The organism is Thalassospira permensis NBRC 106175 (genome assembly GCF_000714555.1).
Classification (GTDB): Bacteria; Pseudomonadota; Alphaproteobacteria; order Rhodospirillales; family Thalassospiraceae; genus Thalassospira; species Thalassospira xiamenensis.
This window is the reverse complement of the sequence record NZ_AUNC01000009.1, coordinates 73,676-93,601: the sequence shown is the minus strand read 5'-3', so window position 1 is coordinate 93,601 and position 19,926 is coordinate 73,676. Positions and strand designations below refer to the sequence as shown.

The window sequence follows — 19,926 nt, the reverse complement described above, 5'->3', positions numbered from 1 at the left end:
CCCCCGCCAGAAGGCGGGGGTTTTTGTTTGCTGGTTGTCGCAGTCGGGCTTAGAGCCAATCGGGGCTTGGCAGACCTTTTTCCTTGAGGAAGGCCGGGTTCCACAGTTTGCTTTGATAGCGGGTGCCAAGGTCACACAGGATGGTGACGATGGTTTTGCCCGGGCCGAGTTCACGGGCCAGACGTACCGCACCGGCGATGTTGATCCCGGTCGAGCCGCCCATGCAAAGCCCTTCTTCCTTGAGCAGATCAAAGACAATCGGCAGCATTTCATCATCTGAAATCTGGAACGGGTGATCGATATCGATGCCTTCGAGGTTGGCGGTGATCCGGCCCTGACCGATCCCTTCGGAGATCGAGCTTCCTTCGGATTTCAGTTCGCCAAACTTGTAGTGGCTGTAAAGGGCAGCCCCCATCGGATCGGCAAGACCGATCTGAATGTCCTTGTTGCGATCTTTTAGCGCCATCGACACACCGGCAAGCGTCCCGCCGGTACCGACCGCACAGATAAAACCATCGATCTTGCCATCGGTCTGTTCCCAGATTTCGGGGCCGGTGGTGTCGATATGGCCCTGACGGTTGGCGACGTTATCGAACTGGTTGGCCCAGATGGCACCGTTCGGTTCGGTCTTTGCCAGTTCTTCGGCCAGACGGCGCGAAACGTGAACATAGTTGTTCTGATCGCGATAGGGGACGGCGGGGACTTCACGAAGGTCGGCCCCCAGCAAACGCAGCAGGTCTTTCTTTTCCTGGCTTTGCGTTTCGGGGATGACGATCACGGTGCGATAGCCAAGCGCGTTGCCGACCACGGCAAGACCAATGCCGGTATTGCCAGCCGTGCCTTCGACAATCACGCCGCCGGGCTTCAGAAGGCCGCGTTTTTCCGCGTCACGAATGATGGCAAGGGCAGCGCGGTCTTTGACCGATCCGCCCGGATTGGCATATTCCGCCTTGCCCAGAATGGTGCAGCCCGTAAGCTCGGAAACCTTTTTAAGTTTCACAAGCGGGGTGCGGCCAATGGCTTCAATAGTGCCATTGCGAATGTCCATGACAGACTCCAAGCGTGGTTAGAATGTGTTTTGTTAACTGTTGATTGGGTCTTTTATACACAAAAGTCAAGATTGATTAAAAATTACCACTAAATTTGTGTGTTAATTAACTCGCATCCGGCAAACAGGTTCACACGCCTGAAACCCCGGCTTCCCTGCGAATACGGTCGCGATTGAGCATCAGCCACTGAACGGCAATCGTCGCCGTTGCATTGCAGAGTTGTCCGTCACGCAACATGGCAAAGCATTCCTCGGACGATACCGTATAAACGCGGATGTCTTCGCCTTCTTCTTCCAAGCCATGCAGGCCGCCCGCTTTGGACGCATCAACCCGGCCATAATACATTGTCACCGTCTCGCTCGAACAGCCGGGGGTGACATAATAGCGTGAAATCAGTTCAAGGTCGCCGATGACCGAACAACCGGATTCTTCCATGGTTTCGCGGTGCGCCACATCTTCCATTTCCTCGCCATCCTCGACGATGCCAGCGACAATTTCCGTCAGCCAAAGCGGCATTTCAGGGAAACGCTGATGCACCGAAATGGCGCCGGGGCGGAATTGTTCGATCAAAACGACTTCATCGCGCACCGGGTCATAGGGCAGGACCGCAACCGCATGGCCGCGTTCAAGAACCTCGCGCTGCAGAACCGCACTTTGACCGCCGTCAAAAAGGTGATGGCGCAATTCATATACATCAAGTTTGAAATGGCCGTCCCAACCGCGTGTGCGGCGAATGATTTCGTAATTATTGTTGTGTTTCATAAATTCTGTCCGGTGGTGGTTCTGGAATTATCATTCTGGAGACAACATATATCTCATGGTTTCACATCAGATTTGTGAAGAGAAGAGGGCAGAGCCACTTTGCGGTTGATGCGCGCCTCCCGTGAGGGGGTGATTAGCCGAAACCGTTCAGGTTGCAATGCAACTATTCGCAAGGGTGTGAGGCCAAGTGCCGTATTTTAATAATTTTTAATGTAGTGTAAAATCTGATCAATTAGCGCGCGGAATGAACGCTGCCAAACCGGACAGGTAGCGCGTTAGATCGCATTGGCGGGGAAGGTGGGGCTTTGATGCGATTCGAACCGACTGAAATCGCGCGTCTTTACGGGCGGTCGCGGGTGGGAGTTGTCGTGCACAGGGATTTGAACGCTGTGTATGTCAATGACGCCTATGCGAAAATGCTTGGCCGAAAAGACGTGAAGGATTTCATGGCGGAGCCCGATCTGCGCCAGTATATCCCGCCCAGTTTCCATTACGAAGCCAGCAAGCTTGTTGCGAAGTTTCAGGATTCGACCGGTTTTCACGGTTGGAAAAAGGTCTATAACATCCGCACCGATGGAACCCCGGTCTGGATGGAGATCAGCGACGAAACCGTCGAATGGGGCGATGACAACGCGGTTCTAACCACTGCACAGCTGATTGATAACGGCACGACGGCCATGCAGGTCGATCACATGCTGGGACGGTCCTTTATTGGCGTGATGGTCCATCGCGACATGACGGCACTTTATGTCAATGATGCCTTTGCCCGCCTGATGGGGGCGGACAATGCCAGTGCCTTCATGGAAAAACCCGATATCTTGCGGTTTATTCCCGAAGCGGATCGGGATCGGGCGATAAAACATGTCGCTGATATTTTACACGGCGCGCGTGAAGGCGAGCGTCATCGTGTGCGCGATATTCTTGATGATGGCAGCACGGTCTGGCGCGATCTGACCGACGAGCGGATTTTGTGGCACGACGGACGCCCGGCAATCCTGACCACGGCACATGATGTGCGCGAAGAAGTCGAAATGAACGAAGCCCTGATGCGAACCAAGGCCGGGCTTGAAGAAGCCGTGACCGAGGTCATCCGCATGGTGCCATCGGCTGTTGCCATGCTTGATGTCTATCAGAATGTTACGAACTTCAATCGTGAATTTGCCCGCCTGTTTGGCGAAGAACAACAAAACAAAGATGACGATCCGGTCTTTGATATTTCGATTTTGTGCAATTTGTATGCATCAATGATCAAAGGTGGCCACGGGCACGCCAATGTCGATAGTGTTGAAACCCCGTCCGGTTCTCACGCTGATATTCGCATGAACCTGATGGAAGATGGCAGGGTAATGGTCTCGGCATTGGATATTTCCAGCCACAAGCGCAAGGAGCAGCATCTTGACGCGCTTGCTTCGACCGATCCGCTGACCGGGGCACTGAACCGGCGCGGATTTGAATCCGCTGTCAGCCGTCTTCGCGAAATTCGCCTGCTTAAAGGCAAGGTCTGGCAATTCGGGCTGGTGGTGCTGGATCTGGATTATTTCAAATACGTCAATGATACCTATGGCCATTCCGTTGGTGACAGGGTTCTTGAGAAAATTGCCATCACCTTGCGACAGGCGCTTCGTGATGATGACCTTGTCGTGCGTCTGGGCGGAGAGGAGTTTGCTGTCCTGCTGCCATCTGCAACCACGGCGGTTACGAAGCGTATTGCGGAACGGCTTGCCAATATGATCCGTGCCATCGAAATCCCGGTCGGTGCTTCAGGCAACGAGATGGTGACCATCACGGCCAGTTTCGGTGTAACTGTCGGCGGGGAACTGCGTGGGCAGTTTGTGGAACTGGAGCAGGCGTTACTGGTGGCGGACCGCGCGATGTATGACGCCAAGGAAGCCGGTCGCGACACGATCAGGTTCCTGACCTTCGATGATGATATCGACAACTGAATTTCCGTGAATTATCTTCGCGCTTTGCGCAATCGGACAGGCGAAAGATGACAATTCGTGAAATGCTGTCTTCGGACGGTGATGCTGTTGTCGATATCTATGACCGGGCACTGAAATCCGGCCATGCATCCTTTCAACAAAACGGCGGAAGCTGGGACGACTGGGATCACGGGCATTTGACGAAATGCCGGTATGTTGCCGTCGATGAGGCCGGTCAGGTGACGGGCTGGGCGGGATTGTCTGCTGTTTCGGGGCGCTGTGCCTTTGCCGGTGTTGCGGAGGTATCGGTTTATGTCGATCCGCAATGCCAAGGGCGGGGCATCGGAAGTGCGTTGATGAACGCATTGATCCGCGGTTCGGAACAGAACGGTTTCTGGTCGCTTGAGGCCGGAATATTCCCGGAAAATACTGGTAGTGTTGCCCTTCATCGAAAACACGGGTTCGAGATTCTTTGCCAGCGTAGCGGATTTGGCCGGATGGGATATGGCCCGATGCAGGGGCAGTGGCGCGATGTGCTGCTGCTTGAACGGCGCAGCAATGTTGTCGGGATCGACTAGATATCAATCCAATCATTTGTCACTGGGTTGCGTAAAAACCCGTAGACGATCTGGAAATTGCGGTGTCGATGCGCTAAGCAGCAGGGGCACCCGCGATAAATGCCGCGAATAAACGATACAGGAGAGCGCCACCGTGAATGAGATCAGCAAAATTGCCCCGGTCGCAATCTGGGAAAACTTCCAGAAGCTTTGCGATACCCCACGCCCGTCGACCAAGGAAGAAGCCGTTTTGCAGCTTCTGGAAAAGATGGCCGATGCCAAGGGTTTCGCCCATTTCCGCGACAGCGGCAGCAACCTTGTCATTTCCATTCCGGCCAAACCGGGGTTCGAGAATCGCAAGATGGTCATCCTTCAGGCCCATGTCGATATGGTGACCCAGGCCAATAGCGGATCGACCCACAATTTCGACACCGACCCGATCCGTATGATCATGGATGGTGAATGGATCACGGCCGACAATACCACTCTTGGTGCGGATAATGGCATCGGGGCGGCGGCCATGATGGGGTTCATGACCGAAGATAATCTGGAACATGGTCCGCTGGAACTGTTGTTCACGGTTGATGAGGAACGCGGCCTGACGGGTGCGATGAACCTTGAGCCGGGGCGGCTTAAGGGCGAAATCCTTCTGAACCTTGATACCGAAGACGAGTACGAGCTTTGTGTGGGGTGTGCCGGCGGTGGTGATCTGGTCGCGAGTTTTGCCTATACCCCCGAAGCGGTTGAAGGCGGGCAGGTCGCGCGTGAAATTGCCCTGACCGGGCTTAAGGGCGGCCATTCGGGCATTGATATCATTCTGGGCCTTGGCAATGCCAACAAGCTGATGGCGCGTTTCCTGCGCACCGCCATTCGTGATCTTGGTGCGCGGATTGTGACCATCAATGCCGGTACGGCGCGCAATGCGATCCCGCGGGAATCCTTTGCAACGGTTGTTTTGCCGTCCGACAAGGCATCGGCCTTTGATGGCGCGCTGAGCGCCTTTGCCGCCGAGGTCAAAGACGAGATCGGCGCGATTGAGCCGAATTTTGCCATCGCAGCCAAAGATGTCGCATTGCCAGCAAAAGCGATGAGTGCAGCGGATTCCAAACGTTTCAATAACGCGGTTGTCGGGGCACCGAACGGTGTTCACGCCATGAGCACCAGTGTTGAAGGTGTGGTTGAAACGTCGATCAATCTGGCGATTGTCAAACTGGCCGATGGGAAGGCGGATGTGACCCTTTCGGCACGCAGTTCGATCAATTCGGCGCGGGATGCCCTGCGCGAGGTTGCGACATCGGTGTTTGAAAATATCGGTGCGACGGTGAAGTGGGGCGATGCCTATCCCGGTTGGAAACCGAACGCGGATAGCGAAGTCGTCAATATGATGAAAGCGGTTCATCGCGACATGTTTGGCAAAGACCCTGAAATCCGGGTCATTCATGCCGGGCTTGAATGTGGTGTATTGGGCTCTAAATATCCGCATTGGGATATGGTTTCATTTGGCCCGACCATCAAACGCGCACATAGCCCGGACGAATGCGTCCATGTGCCAAGTGTCCTGCGTTTCTGGGATTATCTTCTGGCTGCACTGAAGGCGGTTCCGGTCAAGAACTGACCGGTTCCATCAGGCCATATCAAATGAGTTTCTTTTGCGACTGATCGTATCCGCGGTCAGTCGCAACTGTTTGTAGCGCACCATTCATCGCGGGCCTTGGCACCGCTTCCGGGAACCAGCGCATCCAGATTGACGAACCCTGTTTCGCCAAGGGCTGTTTCAATTTCAATCCAGAAATCCTCGCTTGGTCCGTCGACATAGACAGTTTCGAAGCGTGCCAGACGCCGCATGACCGGATATTCGATGCCGGGGCCTTCGCGCATGTTCAGAAGATCACGGTCGATATAATAGGGATCGCGATCTTCGCCGATCAGCTTTTCGACGGATCGCGTCAGTTCGCTGGTCTTGTCGGCAACAAGTTGCGGGATGTCGTGACTGACAAAGCCTTGCCCCGGTCCAAACGCCACCAGCAAACAGAAAATGGCAACAAATAGGGGGCTTAGATGCAAAAGGGCATCGAGCATCCCGGCCTGTTTCCATTCGCTACGGACCCGGCGAAGGGGTTTTCCGTCATCCAGACGCCGCAGATTGGCGCGGATCTGTTCGGCCAGTACCGACCGGTTGGTGCCGATGAAATCACTGGCTTGTAACAACACGGCCCGGGCAAGGGGTTTATTTCCGCTGCGTTCGAACGCGGTGGCCTGCGTGAACAGAAGTTTTGCATTGCCCTCTGCGGGCAGGGTGCCGCCGCGCATATTACCGATGATCGCGCGCCATGCCGGGATGAAGCTGCGCCAGCCCCAGAAACCGCGCAACCATGTTTTGAAACTGGCCTTAAGCGCCATGCGTTTTGCCCCTTTGGGAGCAAGGTTGGCGGTGATTTTTTCGATTTTCAGGGAATTGAGAAAACCGCGCACAATGGTGAATTCAACCATGCGGGGTTGGGCGGATACGACTTCTGTCACGGCACAGCGGACAAAACCGGCCTGATCGGGCTTGGCGCGTGCTTTTGCGTGGCGCTTGGCGCCTGGATGGATGTTTGATTTGCGTGCCGCGTTGCGTTCCTGCTGCTGGCGATATGCTTCGTTGGCGCGGGCAAAGCGTTCCTCTTCGCTTTCGCGGTTGGTTTCGGCCTTGCGCCCTGTACCGGCAAAACCCTGACGGGTGCGTTGTTGCGAATTGGCGTTTTGGGCACCGGCGGCCTGTGGGCCATAGGGGCCGTTTTGCTGTTTGCCGGCTGTGCCATCATTTGTGCCGGTACCGTTTTTACCGTTACGTGATGGGTTTGGCGGTGCCTTGCGCGCACCGGTCAGGATTTCATAGGCTTCGGTGATGTCCTTGAATTTTTCCTCGGCATCGATATCTGTATTGCGATCGGGATGAAATTCAAAGGCAAGCTTGCGGTAGGCAAGCTTGATTTCCTTTGCGCTGGCGCCCGGCGCAATTTTCAGCAGGCGATAATAGATCCCGAGGTGATCCTGGCTCATTCGTGAAAAGGCATCCCGCACATAAACATTGTCCCGAAGCCGGGCAGGTTAAATCACATTCACTTTATATTCGTATCGATGCTGGGATCATATGATTGAAATCTTAACACGTTGTCACTTTTGCGTATTTGCCATATTTTGCAAGAATTGATCCGCTTATCTGCGAACCGCTTAGCGAGTATCCGCCTTGAAACTTAAATTCTGGCAACGCAATGCCGACCATGACGGCGATGTCCTTGATCACAATGGTGGTCATGGTGGTGATATGGCGGAATTCGTGATGCCCGAAGGTCACAGTCTGAGCCTTGCAACAAAGCTTCGTGCGCGTTGGCAGGGGTATGACAACCCGGTCGAATATTATCTTCTGCAAAAAGAAATCGATGATTACCGGGCGTGGCTTCATAAAATGCGCCTGTTTCTTGCCCGGCCGATTGAGCCGGAACTGGGCGAGCTTGACCTTGATGATGAAATCGGTCGCTGGCCACCGGAACGAATCAAGCTTTATGCCAAGCTGTTTGATCGTGGCATCATGATCCCGGGTGGTCATGATTATGCGTTGGAACTGGCAAAGCCGCTTGCACTTGACGAGACGCTGAGCTGCCTTGAAATCGGGGCGAAGCTTGGCGGGGTTGCGCGTTTGCTTGCCGATAAGCTTGGTGTCTGGGTAACTGCCTACGAGCGGGATGGCGAACTGGCGTTGCTGGGGATGGAGCGGTCCGTGCAGGCCGGAGTTCAGAAAAAAGTCCCGGTGCAGGTCTTTGATCCGGCCAACCCCGATTTGCGCAAAGCCTATTTCAACGTGGTTTATTCGTTTGGCGATCTTTTCCACATCGAAAAAAAGGATGTCTTGCTGGTCTCGGTGGCGGAAACGCTGCGTGATCACGGCCAGATATTGTTGACCGACTATGTCCTGACGTCCGAGGGCCACGAAGATGAGGTGGCCAATTGGGCAAAGTACGAAGACTTCAAACCGTTTCCATGGACGGCTGACCAATACAAAAAGGTGTTGGGCAAGCTGAAATTCGATATCCGTATCGCCAAGGACGAGACGGATGTGCATGTCAGTCATATCAAAGCAGCCTGGATGGCGATGCTGGCAGATATCCAGAACAGCGGTTTGGACCCGGATGTGCTGACATATCTGGTGCCAGAGATGGAAATGTGGATGAATCGCGTAAAAATGCTTGAAAACGGAACGCTAGCCTTTTATCGGTTCTACGCAACGATCAGGTGATTGCCCTGTTTCATGTCTACGGCGGGCGACGAAGGAATGGACTTTGTCCGGAATTCTGTCGCTGCAACCTGTTTTAGGTGTTGACAGGGGCTGGGTGTACTTCTATTTTCCGGCTTCCTCGAAGGGGCCAAGTTTCTAAGGTTTACTATTATGAAGATCCGGAACTCATTGAAATCCGCGAAGCTGCGGGAAAAAGGCTGCCGTATCGTGCGCCGCCGTGGCCGCGTATACGTGATCAATAAAAAGAACCCGCGTTTCAAGGCGCGCCAGGGTTAATTCCCGGTACCTTGTTCTCTCAGGTTTTACAAAACGCCGCATCGGTTTATCCAATGCGGCGTTTTGTGTTTTGCGGCTTGCCAACCCTTTTCTTAATCAATGCCATCTATCGGAATGGTATAGACAGCGGTTGTTTCGCTGCGTCCGCGCAGCAGAATTTCATCGGCAAGACGGGCCTGTGACGGGTCTGAAAGCTGATCGAATGTGGTGCTTGCGATCAGGATGCGCGTGCCGAGTTCCTTGTTCTTGGCTTCCAGTCTGGCTGCACTGTTGACCGCATCGCCGTGTACGGTGAATGTCAGACGGTCCGGCGCCCCGACATTTCCCGCGACCAGCAGGCCGGTATTGATCCCGCAACGACAGCGCAGTTCTTCGCCGTCAAACAGATCATTGTGAACCAGCTTTTGCAGGGCGACAGCCACGCTGACTGCCGCATCGGCGTGACCGGGCACTTCGTCAAAGGCATTGAACACGGCAAGGATGGCATCGCCCTGAAACTGGGTAATGATGCCACCATTTTGTTCGATGATTGCCGTTGCCTTGGCAAAATAGGCATTCAGAATGGTGACGATCCGCTGCGGGGCAATCTTTTCGCTTAGGGTCGTAAAGCCGACCAGATCGACAAACAGGATGGATGCCTCGCACTGGCGGGATTGGATATTGCCGGTGTCATCGTCAGAGGCCAGCAATTGCTGGGCGATGGCCGTTGGCAGGAATTTGCCAAACAGCCGTCCGATGCGTTCGCGGTCACGCAGGGTGATGGCCATATTGTTGAATGATCGTGATGCATCGTTAAATTCGATGATATGGCTGCCGGGCAGGATCGGCAGATCGTCAAGCATGCCGGTTTCAAGTTGCCTTGTTGCGGCTGAGAACCGTTTCAGCGGGCGCGTGAAATAATGTGCGATCATGACGGCCAGTATGATCGCAAGAACCATGATTGCCGTTCCGATCAGTGTCGCGAGCTTCAGGCGTTCCCATTCGCGGATAAAAACGGTCGGATCAAAATGCATGCCCATTACAATTGGAAGACCTGCCGATTCTTCAAATTTCCGGGTGATGATAACGTGGTATCCGCCCGCGGTTTCGAGTGCAGAGGCCGTCGAACCATTGGTTCCATCAGGTGTTCGGCCGTCGTTGAAATCAAATGTCTGCCACTGGTCCATCTGTGCAAGAACCGGATCGGCAAGGTCGTCGATACGGGGCAGGACGCCAAGAACATCATCGGTTCCAATATTTGCGGGCGGGTGCAACTGGTGCCAGTCGGGCAAGGCGGGATGGGCAATGACATGATCATTGACGATGACAAATGGCGTGCGTCCGGCCTCTGTCGGATCCGTTTTCAGATCGCGTGAAAAATCGCCAAGTGATACAAGCTGCACAAGCGATCCGATATATTCCCCCCTTTGAAACAGCGGGATCATTTCGGTGATCACGACCTGATTGACCAGGCTGTTCCAGCGTGGAAACTGTGTGATGCTTTGGCCCGGGCCAAAGGCGATCAGGGATCGGGCGATGATGTCTTCCTGGGGATCGGCCTGGCGCGAGACAGTCTTGTCCGTCTTTGGGTCGTACCACCGGAAACGACCATCGGGCATCAGAAGCCCGATGGCGGTCACATCGCGTTCATTGGTCACAAGAGCCGCCAGGGTATTGTCCCAGATGGCAGTGTCATCGGGTGAAAGATCGCCATTTGCCACTTCGCGGGCGACCCAGATATTGCGGCGTTGCATCCGTTCGATCCGGTTGCGCATGGCATTTTGCGCGTCTTTCAGGTCGGCATGGGTCATCGCAATCCATAGATTGCGGGTGTTGTCATAAGCCGTATCAAGGCCAAGGCGAAGTGCAAGCCCCACACCGAGTACGCTGGTCATAAAAAACGCGCCCAGCAATACGCCAAGTATCGAAAAACGCCCCCTGCGTTTGGTCATCATATTCCCCGTATGCCCCCAATGGCCCGGTTTGTCTTTCCGGGTTATCGGCAAAGCTTACTGATGATTGAACGCAATGAAAAGAATATCGCGTGGGTCAATTCCGGCAGGTATAGATTAGGGTTTCGGTATGACGGCCACGCAACTGGATTTGTCCGGCTTTTACCACCCGCTCGGGATCGGAAAGGAGATCGCGGGTGCTGTCTGATAGAAGGATGCGGGTTCCCAGTTCCTTGTTTTCCCGTTCAAGCCGCGATGCGGTGTTAACGGCATCGCCGTGCACGGTAAAGGACAGGCGGGCACTTGCACCGACATTCCCGGCGATCATGCGCCCGGTATTCACCCCGCAGCGGCAATGAATGGAAAGTCCGTCAAACTGGCGGGTTTCGACGGCATGCTGAATGGCGATGGCCGAATCAAGGGCCGCATCGGCATGGTCATGCAATTCATCAAAGGCGTTAAATACCGCAAGAATTGCGTCACCCTGGAACTGGGTAATGATGCCACCATGTTCTTCGATAATGCCGGTCGCGCAATCAAAATAGGCATTGAGCATCGAGATGATCTGTTGCGGTTCAAGTTCTTCACATAATGTCGTGAAGCCTTCGATATCGACAAACAGGACAGTTGCCTCGCACTGCTGCGGCGGAAGAACCCCGGAATCGGTTCCCGATGCCAGAAGTTTGCGGGCAATGGAGGCCGGCAGGAATTTACCAAACAGGCTGCTGATCCGTTCGCGGTCATGGACGGCCTTGATCATGTGATTGAATGATCGTGCGGCATCATCATATTCGCGAATACGGCTGCCTTTAAGGTCGGGGAAATCGTGGTTTTCGATGCCATCTTCCTCAAATGCCCGGGCGGCAGCGGCAAAACGGCGTATCGGTTTGGTAAAGTGACGGGCAATGATCACGGCAACGATGATCGATAGCAGCAAAACAGTCCCACCCATCACCGATGCCAGAACCAGCCTGTTCCATTCGTCATCAAACAGTTCTTCTTCGAAATGGATCCCGATGATGATCGGCGAGAAGGGGGTATTCATCATCTGTTTGGTGACGATCATCGAATAGCGGCCATCAAGATCAAGGCCGGACAGGCGAAGGTTTTTGGCTTCGGGGCGTTTTTTGCTTTCATCGCCAATATCAATGGACTCGGACTTGCCGATATTGGCCAGAACCGGATCACCGATATCATTGATCGTCGGAAGGGGAATAGGGCTGCGTGCGATATCCGCGCCATTTACCAGTGCAGATGCAGCACTATCGCCCCATTCACGAAGACGGGGATGGGCCATGACACGGTTTCCGGCGATCAGGATAAACGGAACACCAGGCAAGTCCTCGCGCCCACGGATAAGGCTGTTGGACAGGTTTGACAGTGACAGATACTGGATGAATGTTCCGACGTAGCGGCCGTCCGCAAACAATGGAATCCAATCAGCAATCACTGTCTGCTTGAAATAGGGGTCCCATCGTGGAAAACCGGTGTGATTAACCGTTGGTCCGCGCAAATGCGCCAGTTCTGAAAAAATAACATCATCGCTGGGCAATGTACGGCGGATTTCGCTCATATTTTCGGGATTATAGCCGATAAACTGGCGGTCGCCGGTAATCAGACCATAGGCCATCACATCGATTTGCGACGCCGAAAGTGCGCGCATCGCATTGTTCCAGCCATACTGAAAGCTTGGATCCAGAGCGCCACTTGCCACCTGATCGGCGACCCAGACCGCACGTTTACCCACATTGTCCATCCGTTCATGCATGGTTCGCTGGACCGATGTCAGGTCCAGATCGCTAAGCATGACCCAAAGGTTGCGGGTGTTTTGATAGGCGGCCCCAAGTCCGACATAAAGGGCAATACCGACACCAAGAATGCTGGTGACAGAAAACCCGGCAAGCAGAACAGTCAGGACGGAATATCTGCGTTTTTCAGCCAATTTTTTGAAAATTCCCGAACAGAGGCTCCCCAACCCGGGGCCAGTTTATCGTCTATCAAATTTCGTGGAAAGGATGATTGAGCTTGCCGTGCGTTTAATTCCGGGCAAGGCCCCGATTTGATCAAGAACGGTATCAAGTTCTTCGGATGTGTCGGCGGCAATTTCGGCGATCAGGTCATATTCACCGGAAATCGCAAGGCACCGAATGCAGTGGGTTATTTTCTGAAGCGCGCCGACCACCCCGGCAGACTGTTTCTGTTCGACCTGTATCATGACTTCGGCAAGCAAAAGCGCCCGTGCTTGTTCGCCAAGCTGTATTGTGTATCCGGTTATGACCTTTGCCTTTTCAAGGCGTTCAAGGCGTTCCTGAACAGCACTTCGTGACAGATCGACATCACGCGCAAGGGCCGCAATCGGGGTGCGGGCATTTTGTTGCAGCCGGGCGATCAGGCGGCGATCAATGTCATCAATGTTACGTTTCATCGGTGTAGCCCGTGATTTTAACGGTTAAATCATGAGAAATGACAGTATCGCCGGGTTGTAACCGGCAGTCCAGCGGAAGACCATCAAGACAGCATAACAATAACGTTATCAGGGCCGTAATCAGGCGGGGCCACGCATCATATGCGGTCAAAGGCGTCAAAATGGGAGTTTGCTGAAATGAAAAAAGTTCTGATCCTTGGGGCAGGTAAAATCGGTCGTATTGCTGCTGTCATGCTGCGTGAAAGTGGCGAATATGCGGTGACGCTGGCGGATTCCAACGGGCATATGCTTGAAATTTGTGCCAAGGATGATGCGGCAACGCTGGTCAAGGTTGATGTCACCGACGAGGCGGCATTGACGGAAGTGGCCAAAGGCCATGATGCAATCCTGTCAACCTGTCCGTTTTACCTTAATGTCGCGATTGCGCGTGTGGCGCGCAGTGTTGGGGCATCTTATTTTGATGTCACCGAAGATGTTGAAACCACCCGTGCCATTCGTAATATTGCCAAGGATGCCGATGGGGCGTTTGTGCCGCAATGTGGTTTGGCACCGGGCTTTATTTCGATTGCGGCACATGATCTGTTCAAGCGGTTTGATAGCGTTCAGAACCTGCGCCTGCGCGTCGGTGCCCTGCCGCAAAACCCGACCAACCGGTTGAAATACAACCTGACATGGTCGACGGATGGTCTGATCAACGAATATCTGAACCCGTGCGAAGCCATCCACAAGGGCAAGCGGATCGAGGTTCTGCCGCTTGAAGGATATGAGCGTTTCACCATCGATGGCACCGAATACGAGGCATTCAATACATCGGGCGGGGTCGGTGCGCTTTGTGACATGCTGGAAGGCAAGGTCGAAAACCTTGACTACAAGACCGTGCGTTACCCCGGGCATCAGGAAATCCTGAAAATCCTGATCGAAGACCTTGGGCTTGGCAAGCGCCCCGATCTGATGAAGGAGATCTTTGAAAAGTCGCTGCCGATCACAAGTCAGGACGTGATCGTGATTTTTGCCGATGCAATTGGTACCCGCGATGGCGAGCTTTGCGAGGAAAACTTTATCCGCAAGGTTCATGGCACGGCAATCGGTGGCAAGAACTGGTCGGCGATCCAGATCACGACGTCGGCCGGGCTTTGTGCGGTGATGGATATGGTCCTGACCGGCAAACTGGCGGGCAAGGGATATATCCGGCAGGAACAGGTTTCGCTTGATGATTTCCTTGCCAACCGTTTCGGTCGCTACTTCAGCCTCGAGGACTGATGAATAACCCCCGCATCATGCTTTTTGGCATGATGACAAACTTTGCCATCCGGTCTTGTCAGGCCGGGTGGTTTTTTGTGTGTGCTTGCCATAGTCAGAGCCCATATTTTGTGGCAAAGACGTGGTTTGTTAACGCTTGGCGCCTATGGTGGCGGATTAAACAAACTCTCGGGTGGCGATACGATCCTTGTCTGATCTTGGCGAGATGTTCCGGTTTGCAATCGACCTGTTTGAAACGGGTCAACTGGCGGAGGCAGAAAGCGCCTGCCGCAAGATGACGCTTGCCTATCCGCAGGCGGCAGAAGCCATGCATCTGGCCGGCCTGGTGGCGATGAAACAGGGCAATGGTGATATTGCTGCCGAACGCATGGGCCGGGCTGCAATCGCGGATGCCAATAACGCCGAAATCCAGCACGACCATGCGCAGGCGTTAAAGGCAGTCGGAAAATTGCGCGAAGCCGTTGGTGCGTTCAAGCGCGCGATTCGCCTATGCCCCGATTCCCCCGCACTTTATTGCAATATCGCCAATACCTATCGCCAGCTTGATGAACTTGAACTGGCGCATGAAAACTACATGCTGGCCCTTCGACTGGCACCCGATGTTGCCGAAATTCATGCCAATCTTGGGGCATGCCAGTATGCCATGGGGGATATCACCGGGGCAGAGGCATCCTGCACAACCGCGCTCAGGCTGCGTGATGATATCGTCAATGCACTTGTGCTTATGGGGCAGATCCGGCTTGATCAGGGGCGAACGGTTTCGGCATCCGAACCCCTTTTGCGTGCCCTTGAATTGCAACCGGGACATCAGCGCGCCCTGACGGCTTATGGCGATGCGCTTTTCCGACTGGGACAGTTTGCCGGGGCGCTGCATTGCCTGCGTCAGGTTCTGGCACTTGATCCGCAGGATGCCGGGGCGCGGCGGACGCTTGCACTGTTGTATTTGCGAACCGGGCAGGGGACCGAGGCGGTTGGTGCGCTTGAAGCACTTTTGCATGCAAATCCCAACGATCCCGAACTTCTTTTGATGATGGGCGAGGCATTAAGCCTTGCCGGACGTCACAGCGAAGCCGTCGAGCGATTTGGGGCGTCGATTGGTGCGGGTGGTGGCGATGACGCCGTGTTCCGTCTTGCGGTCGAACTGGCGGAAGAAGGCGACGCGGCATCGGCCCAATCGGTTTTGCAGAACGCCATTGATCGCAAGATTGCGATTGGGGAAAATACGGCGTTGTTCCGAACGGCCCGCCGATTGCTGTTTGCGCCGGTCCCGGCCGATCTGGCGGCACAGAATGACGAAGTTGTTCGTGATCTTCTCGACGATACGCTTGATGACGATGATCTTGACCTTGATCTTGGCCAAAGTGACCTGATCGATCCGATTACCCTGACACGGTTCCCGCCAGTGTGGCGTGCGGCCCTTCGTCCCGAAGGCGATGCACAATTGCGTGCAGTTGGTCATTATTGGGAACGGCTGGTTTCAGGTTATGACGTGCCTCATGTTGCGGCGCGAACCCGGCCAAAGGGTGGCAAGGTCCGGCTTGGCGTTGTATCGGCCAATATGCGCGATAATGGTATCGGCCGATGGATTGCGGGGCTGGTCCGGGCGATTGACCGGGACCGTTTTGATATTACGGTTATCCGCCCGCCACTGGGCGAGGATGACATTACCGCCCGCATCGACGCCGAGGCCGATCTGGTGGTGCCATTGCCGCTTGATCCGTTGCATTCGGCGCGCGTGATTGCGGGCCTTGACCTTGATGTTTTGCATTATGCCGATCCACAGGCCGATGCTTATACGATGTTGCTGGCAAGCTGGCGTCTGGCACCGTTGCAAATTGCCGGTGGCGGGATTGCCGCGACGACCGGGCTTGCAAATATTGACTGCCACCTGATTGCCGAGGATTGGGAAACCGCGGGCGGTGAAACCCGCTTTAGCGAGGAATTGATCCGTCTGCCCGGATTGTTTGTCAATGCAACACGGCCTGATGAGATCACCTTGTCGCCGGGCGATTTGCAGCGCCGCTGGCGGATTGATCAGGATCGGAATACCTATCTTTGCCCGCAGCCGCTTGATGTTCTGACGGCTGATTTTGATCCGCTGATTGCCGAAATCCTTCGTCTTGATGAAACCGCCGAACTTTTGCTGATCGCACCGGAACGCGATAGCTGGGACGCGGCATGGGGGCGGCGGTTTGCTCTTAACTATGCCGATGTCGCCGGACGCATGCGGTTTGTTTCGGTGCATAGTCGTGCAGATCTTCATTCCCTGCTGTGTGCGGTGGATGTGGTTCTTGAAAGTCCGGCATGGAACGATGCGATGCTGGCGTTTGACTGCCTTGGTCTTGGTGTGCCGCTGGTGACCTTGCCGGGCAAGGGCGCACGCTCACGGCGTAGCCATACCTGCTATCGCCAGATTTCGGTTTTTGATTGCGTTGCCTATCATTCGGCGGATTACGTTGAAACCGCCCTGACACTGGCAACAGATAAAAGGCGACGTTCGGTGGTTTCACAGGCCATTCGCAATCGTGCCCATGTCCTGTTTGGGCAACGGTCATCGTTTGAAACCTATATGAACTTCCTTGAAGATCGCGCCGTTTGATAAGCCTGTTGATCAATACGCAAAAAGCCGGGCTATTGCGTTGTCTGGCGTGCGATCAGCTAAGCGCGTCGATATCGGCTTCTGACAGGGCTGCGGGCACAATGGTCAATGGCAGGCGTAATTGACCGACCACATCCCGGTTGGTCAATGCGGTGATCAGTGGGCCGGGGCCATCACTGTTGGTGCCAGCGGCCAGAACCAGAATGGAAATCTGTTCTTCTTCGTCGAGCAAATTCAGAAGTTCGTCTTTCAGGCGTCCTTCGCGAATGAACAGAAGTGGCATGGAGCCGGTCTGTTCATGGACATAGGCGGCCAGTTCGTTGACGCGTGTTTCTGCATTTTCGCGCGCTTCTTCCTGCATCAGATCGCCAACAGCCATCCAGTGCTGGAATTCAGCAGGTTGAATGACGCTTAGCAGTGCGACACGCCCCCCGGTATGCTGTGCACGGCGACAGGCATAGCGAAGCGCTTTGGTCATTTCGTCACTATCGTCGACCACAACAAGGAACGTGCGATCCGTGGTGGCAGCGCGCAGTTCGCGGTCGGCATCAAATGAATTCATGTCGTCCTGTCCTGAATAAAATGGGTTCCGGAGTGAATGGTCGCCAACGTGCGGGGCGGGGCGCAACCATACCGGACAGACAAAGTTTGCCGTAATTCAAGGCCGGTTTCCAAGCTATTTTTCAAGCATTCCGACAAAGAAAATATCTTTACGCAACTGCAAAACGCGATGGTGCATGTGCGAAAATCATCAAAGGAAGATGTAAGGTGTGCAATCGTTCAATTGGAGATTGGGGCCCGAATCAGCGTTTCCGGAAGGCGACGCTTGCGATCCAGCCGGCACCGATCGCAATGATGACAGCGATGATGCCATAAAGTGCCGAATAACGATGTGCGAAGTCATAAACTTCTGCGCTTACACCGGTTTTTGATACGACCAGCGGCGTTGTTTTAACGCTGGCAATGCGTCCGTCACGGATCAGATAGACATTTATGGTGTAGGTGCCGGTCGGGGTATTGGCCGGAAAATGGATATCGGTCCGGAAAAGCTGATTGGACAGGAAGCTGATTTTGGCCGGGCGCTGGTTGAAAAGGCCGGCCGCGCGCATGTTGCGCAGCAGGGCATCTCGATAATCGCTGCTGTTGCGATCCTTGTCGTCTATTTCAGTGACAAAGCGTTGATGTTCAAGCCCGATACGGTAATCGTTGTAAAGCTGGGAATTGGCGATGATTTCCATCGGCCGGTTCGACGCGCTGGCATAATAGGCGGGCACATTGCGGAATGTGGCGCTTTCGCTGTTGACCCAGATGCCGACTTTCCGTTCCTTGCGCCGCACGACCATATCCTGATCAGGACCCTTGACCGTCACGATCACATCGCCTTCGCTTTGCACGGCACCAAACAACAGAACATTGGTGCCGGTAAAGCCGGTGGTAATGGCGACCAGGTGGTTGGAAAGATCGACTACCAGTGCTTCGGCGCGCGCGCGTTCAGGCAGGGCCACGGCCAGCACCGCAGCAACGGCAAGCAGTGTGTGGATGATCGCGCCCGATTTGTGCATTACAAATTCTCCGGCGCGACGGAATACAGTTCGGTCGGCGTGATCACCAGATCGAACAGAAGTTTCAGGCAAACCGAAAGTACCAGAAGCCCCAGCATTGCGCGCAAATGCTCTGCCTTAAGCCGCGATCCGAATTGCGCGCCAAATTGCGCCCCGATGACCCCGCCAATCAAAAGAAGGATGGCAAGGGCGACATCGACGGTCTGTGTCTGGATTGATTGCAGGAAGGTGACGTTTGCCGTCACGAAAATGATCTGGAACAGCGACGTCCCGATAACGACACTGGTCGGCATGCCGAGGATATAGATCATGGCCGGAACCATGACAAACCCGCCACCAACCCCCATCAGAGCCGTCAACAATCCGACAAAGAGCCCGACAAGAAGCGGCAGTAATGCGCTGATATAAAGGCCCGAGCGATAAAACCGCATTTTAAATGGAAGACCATGCACGAAGCTGTGCTGGTGCTTTTTGGTGCGGCGGAGCTGCCCGCCGCGGCGTCGGGTACGGAAAATGGCGCGCGATGCTTCGATCAGCATCATACCGCCAATGATCCCCAAAAAGATCACATAGCAAAGCGAAATGACCAGATCGATCTGGCCCAGGGAACGCAACCATGCAAAGACCCAAACCCCGGCGGTCGATCCGGCAATACCACCCGCAAGCAGCACGAGGCCCATTTTAAGATCGACATTGCCGCGTCGCCAATGGGCAAAAACCCCGGAAACAGAGGATGCTACGATCTGGTTTGCCGCGGTGGCAACCGATACTGCGGGGGGGATTCCGTAAAAAATCAAAAGCGGCGTGATCAGAAATCCGCCGCCAACGCCGAACAATCCGGACAAAAATCCGACGCCGCCGCCAAGCCCCAATATCAGAAAAATGTTTACCGACATCTCGGCAATAGGCAGATAGATTTGCATTGCGGGCGGGCATCAGCGTTTGATTGATTCTGGAAAATCAGTCTAACATATTGTGCAAATGCAACAATCGCCAATTCACGGATTGGCGATGATTATCCCGATTTTTATAAGGTTTTTCATGTCGTTTACTCCAGAAGACCCTTTCGACCTTGTTCTTGATGCCCGTGGACTGATTTGTCCGATGCCAGTACTGAAGGCAAAGAAGGCGTTGCGCGATGTGCCGGTAGGCGGCGTTCTAAAGGTTTTGGCGACTGATCCGGGATCGGTTGCAGATATGAAATCCTTTTGCGATATGACAGGAAACCGCCTGTTGTCATCGACACAAGAGGATGATGTGTTTATCTATCATATCGAGAATCTGGCCGCGAAATAACCACAAGAACC

Annotated in this window: 17 protein-coding genes; 8 read left to right on the top strand and 9 right to left on the bottom strand. The window is 54.4% G+C overall.

Annotated features, from left to right (window positions below):
* Nucleotides 1–49: 49 nt before the first annotated feature.
* Together SMB34_RS06305 and SMB34_RS06300 are read right to left on the bottom strand one after the other, a co-directional pair.
* Nucleotides 50–1,048 (bottom strand): cysteine synthase A, encoded by a 999-nt coding sequence (locus tag SMB34_RS06305; protein WP_037988538.1) that lies wholly within the window; start codon nt 1,046–1,048, stop codon nt 50–52.
* A 130-nt stretch (nt 1,049–1,178) separates the two neighbouring features.
* On the bottom strand, nt 1,179–1,811 hold the full coding sequence (locus tag SMB34_RS06300; protein ID WP_037988537.1) for an NUDIX domain-containing protein: 633 nt from the start codon (nt 1,809–1,811) through the stop codon (nt 1,179–1,181).
* Nucleotides 1,812–2,119: 308 nt separating this feature from the next.
* On the opposite strand from SMB34_RS06300, the gene SMB34_RS06295 reads away from it, so the two are divergent.
* From SMB34_RS06295 to SMB34_RS06285, 3 genes are all read left to right on the top strand, one after another.
* Nucleotides 2,120–3,754, top strand: coding sequence for a sensor domain-containing diguanylate cyclase (locus tag SMB34_RS06295; protein ID WP_037988536.1), 1,635 nt, complete (start codon nt 2,120–2,122; stop codon nt 3,752–3,754).
* 47 nt (nt 3,755–3,801) lie between these two features.
* Nucleotides 3,802–4,311, top strand: a complete 510-nt coding sequence (locus SMB34_RS06290; RefSeq protein ID WP_037988534.1) for a GNAT family N-acetyltransferase — start codon at nt 3,802–3,804, stop codon at nt 4,309–4,311.
* 133 nt (nt 4,312–4,444) lie between these two features.
* Complete coding sequence (locus SMB34_RS06285) at nt 4,445–5,905, top strand: aminoacyl-histidine dipeptidase (RefSeq protein ID WP_037988532.1); 1,461 nt, start codon at nt 4,445–4,447, stop codon at nt 5,903–5,905.
* A 56-nt stretch (nt 5,906–5,961) separates the two neighbouring features.
* Here the strand turns inward: SMB34_RS06285 and SMB34_RS06280 are convergent, their stop codons facing one another.
* Nucleotides 5,962–7,332: a DnaJ domain-containing protein gene (locus SMB34_RS06280; protein ID WP_007090006.1), complete on the bottom strand. Its 1,371-nt coding sequence runs from the start codon at nt 7,330–7,332 to the stop codon at nt 5,962–5,964.
* A 187-nt stretch (nt 7,333–7,519) separates the two neighbouring features.
* Between SMB34_RS06280 and SMB34_RS06275 the strand changes: the two genes are divergently transcribed.
* Both SMB34_RS06275 and ykgO read left to right on the top strand, forming a co-directional pair.
* The gene (locus SMB34_RS06275; RefSeq protein ID WP_037988530.1) at nt 7,520–8,566 is read left to right on the top strand and encodes a methyltransferase domain-containing protein; all 1,047 of its coding nucleotides are present in this window, start codon (nt 7,520–7,522) and stop codon (nt 8,564–8,566) included.
* 150 nt (nt 8,567–8,716) lie between these two features.
* A complete protein-coding gene (ykgO, locus tag SMB34_RS06270) occupies nt 8,717–8,842 on the top strand; it encodes a type B 50S ribosomal protein L36 (protein WP_007090004.1) in 126 nt (41 codons plus the stop codon).
* A gap of 92 nt (nt 8,843–8,934) precedes the next feature.
* Here ykgO and SMB34_RS06265 read toward each other — a convergent pair whose 3' ends face one another.
* The 3 genes from SMB34_RS06265 to SMB34_RS06255 all read right to left on the bottom strand — a co-directional run bounded on the left by SMB34_RS06265 (nt 8,935) and on the right by SMB34_RS06255 (nt 13,198).
* Nucleotides 8,935–10,716: an adenylate/guanylate cyclase domain-containing protein gene (locus SMB34_RS06265; RefSeq protein WP_167332740.1), complete on the bottom strand. Its 1,782-nt coding sequence runs from the start codon at nt 10,714–10,716 to the stop codon at nt 8,935–8,937.
* Between the two features lie 154 nt (nt 10,717–10,870).
* Entirely contained in the window at nt 10,871–12,715 is a 1,845-nt protein-coding gene (locus SMB34_RS06260; RefSeq protein WP_037988528.1) for an adenylate/guanylate cyclase domain-containing protein, read from the bottom strand.
* Nucleotides 12,716–12,760: 45 nt separating this feature from the next.
* Nucleotides 12,761–13,198 carry an Lrp/AsnC family transcriptional regulator gene (locus SMB34_RS06255; RefSeq protein WP_037988527.1) on the bottom strand — a complete coding sequence of 146 codons (438 nt, stop codon included), beginning with the start codon at nt 13,196–13,198 and terminating at the stop codon, nt 12,761–12,763.
* A gap of 177 nt (nt 13,199–13,375) precedes the next feature.
* Here SMB34_RS06255 and SMB34_RS06250 point away from each other — a divergent pair, with 177 nt between their 5' ends.
* The gene (locus SMB34_RS06250; protein WP_037988559.1) at nt 13,376–14,458 is read left to right on the top strand and encodes a saccharopine dehydrogenase family protein; all 1,083 of its coding nucleotides are present in this window, start codon (nt 13,376–13,378) and stop codon (nt 14,456–14,458) included.
* Between the two features lie 187 nt (nt 14,459–14,645).
* Complete coding sequence (locus SMB34_RS06245; protein WP_037988525.1) at nt 14,646–17,057, top strand: tetratricopeptide repeat protein; 2,412 nt, start codon at nt 14,646–14,648, stop codon at nt 17,055–17,057.
* Nucleotides 17,058–17,112: 55 nt separating this feature from the next.
* On the opposite strand, the gene SMB34_RS06240 is transcribed toward SMB34_RS06245, so the two are convergent.
* The 3 genes from SMB34_RS06240 to SMB34_RS06230 all read right to left on the bottom strand — a co-directional run bounded on the left by SMB34_RS06240 (nt 17,113) and on the right by SMB34_RS06230 (nt 19,542).
* The gene (locus tag SMB34_RS06240) at nt 17,113–17,619 is read right to left on the bottom strand and encodes a universal stress protein (RefSeq protein WP_037988523.1); all 507 of its coding nucleotides are present in this window, start codon (nt 17,617–17,619) and stop codon (nt 17,113–17,115) included.
* Nucleotides 17,620–17,860: 241 nt separating this feature from the next.
* Entirely contained in the window at nt 17,861–18,619 is a 759-nt protein-coding gene (locus SMB34_RS06235; protein WP_037988521.1) for a TIGR02186 family protein, read from the bottom strand.
* Entirely contained in the window at nt 18,619–19,542 is a 924-nt protein-coding gene (locus SMB34_RS06230; RefSeq protein ID WP_007089996.1) for a sulfite exporter TauE/SafE family protein, read from the bottom strand. The genes SMB34_RS06235 and SMB34_RS06230 overlap by 1 nt, the downstream gene beginning before the upstream one ends.
* 88 nt (nt 19,543–19,630) lie before the next feature.
* On the opposite strand from SMB34_RS06230, the gene SMB34_RS06225 reads away from it, so the two are divergent.
* A complete protein-coding gene (locus SMB34_RS06225; RefSeq protein ID WP_083379468.1) occupies nt 19,631–19,915 on the top strand; it encodes a sulfurtransferase TusA family protein in 285 nt (94 codons plus the stop codon).
* The last annotated feature ends 11 nt before the right edge of the window (nt 19,916–19,926 follow it).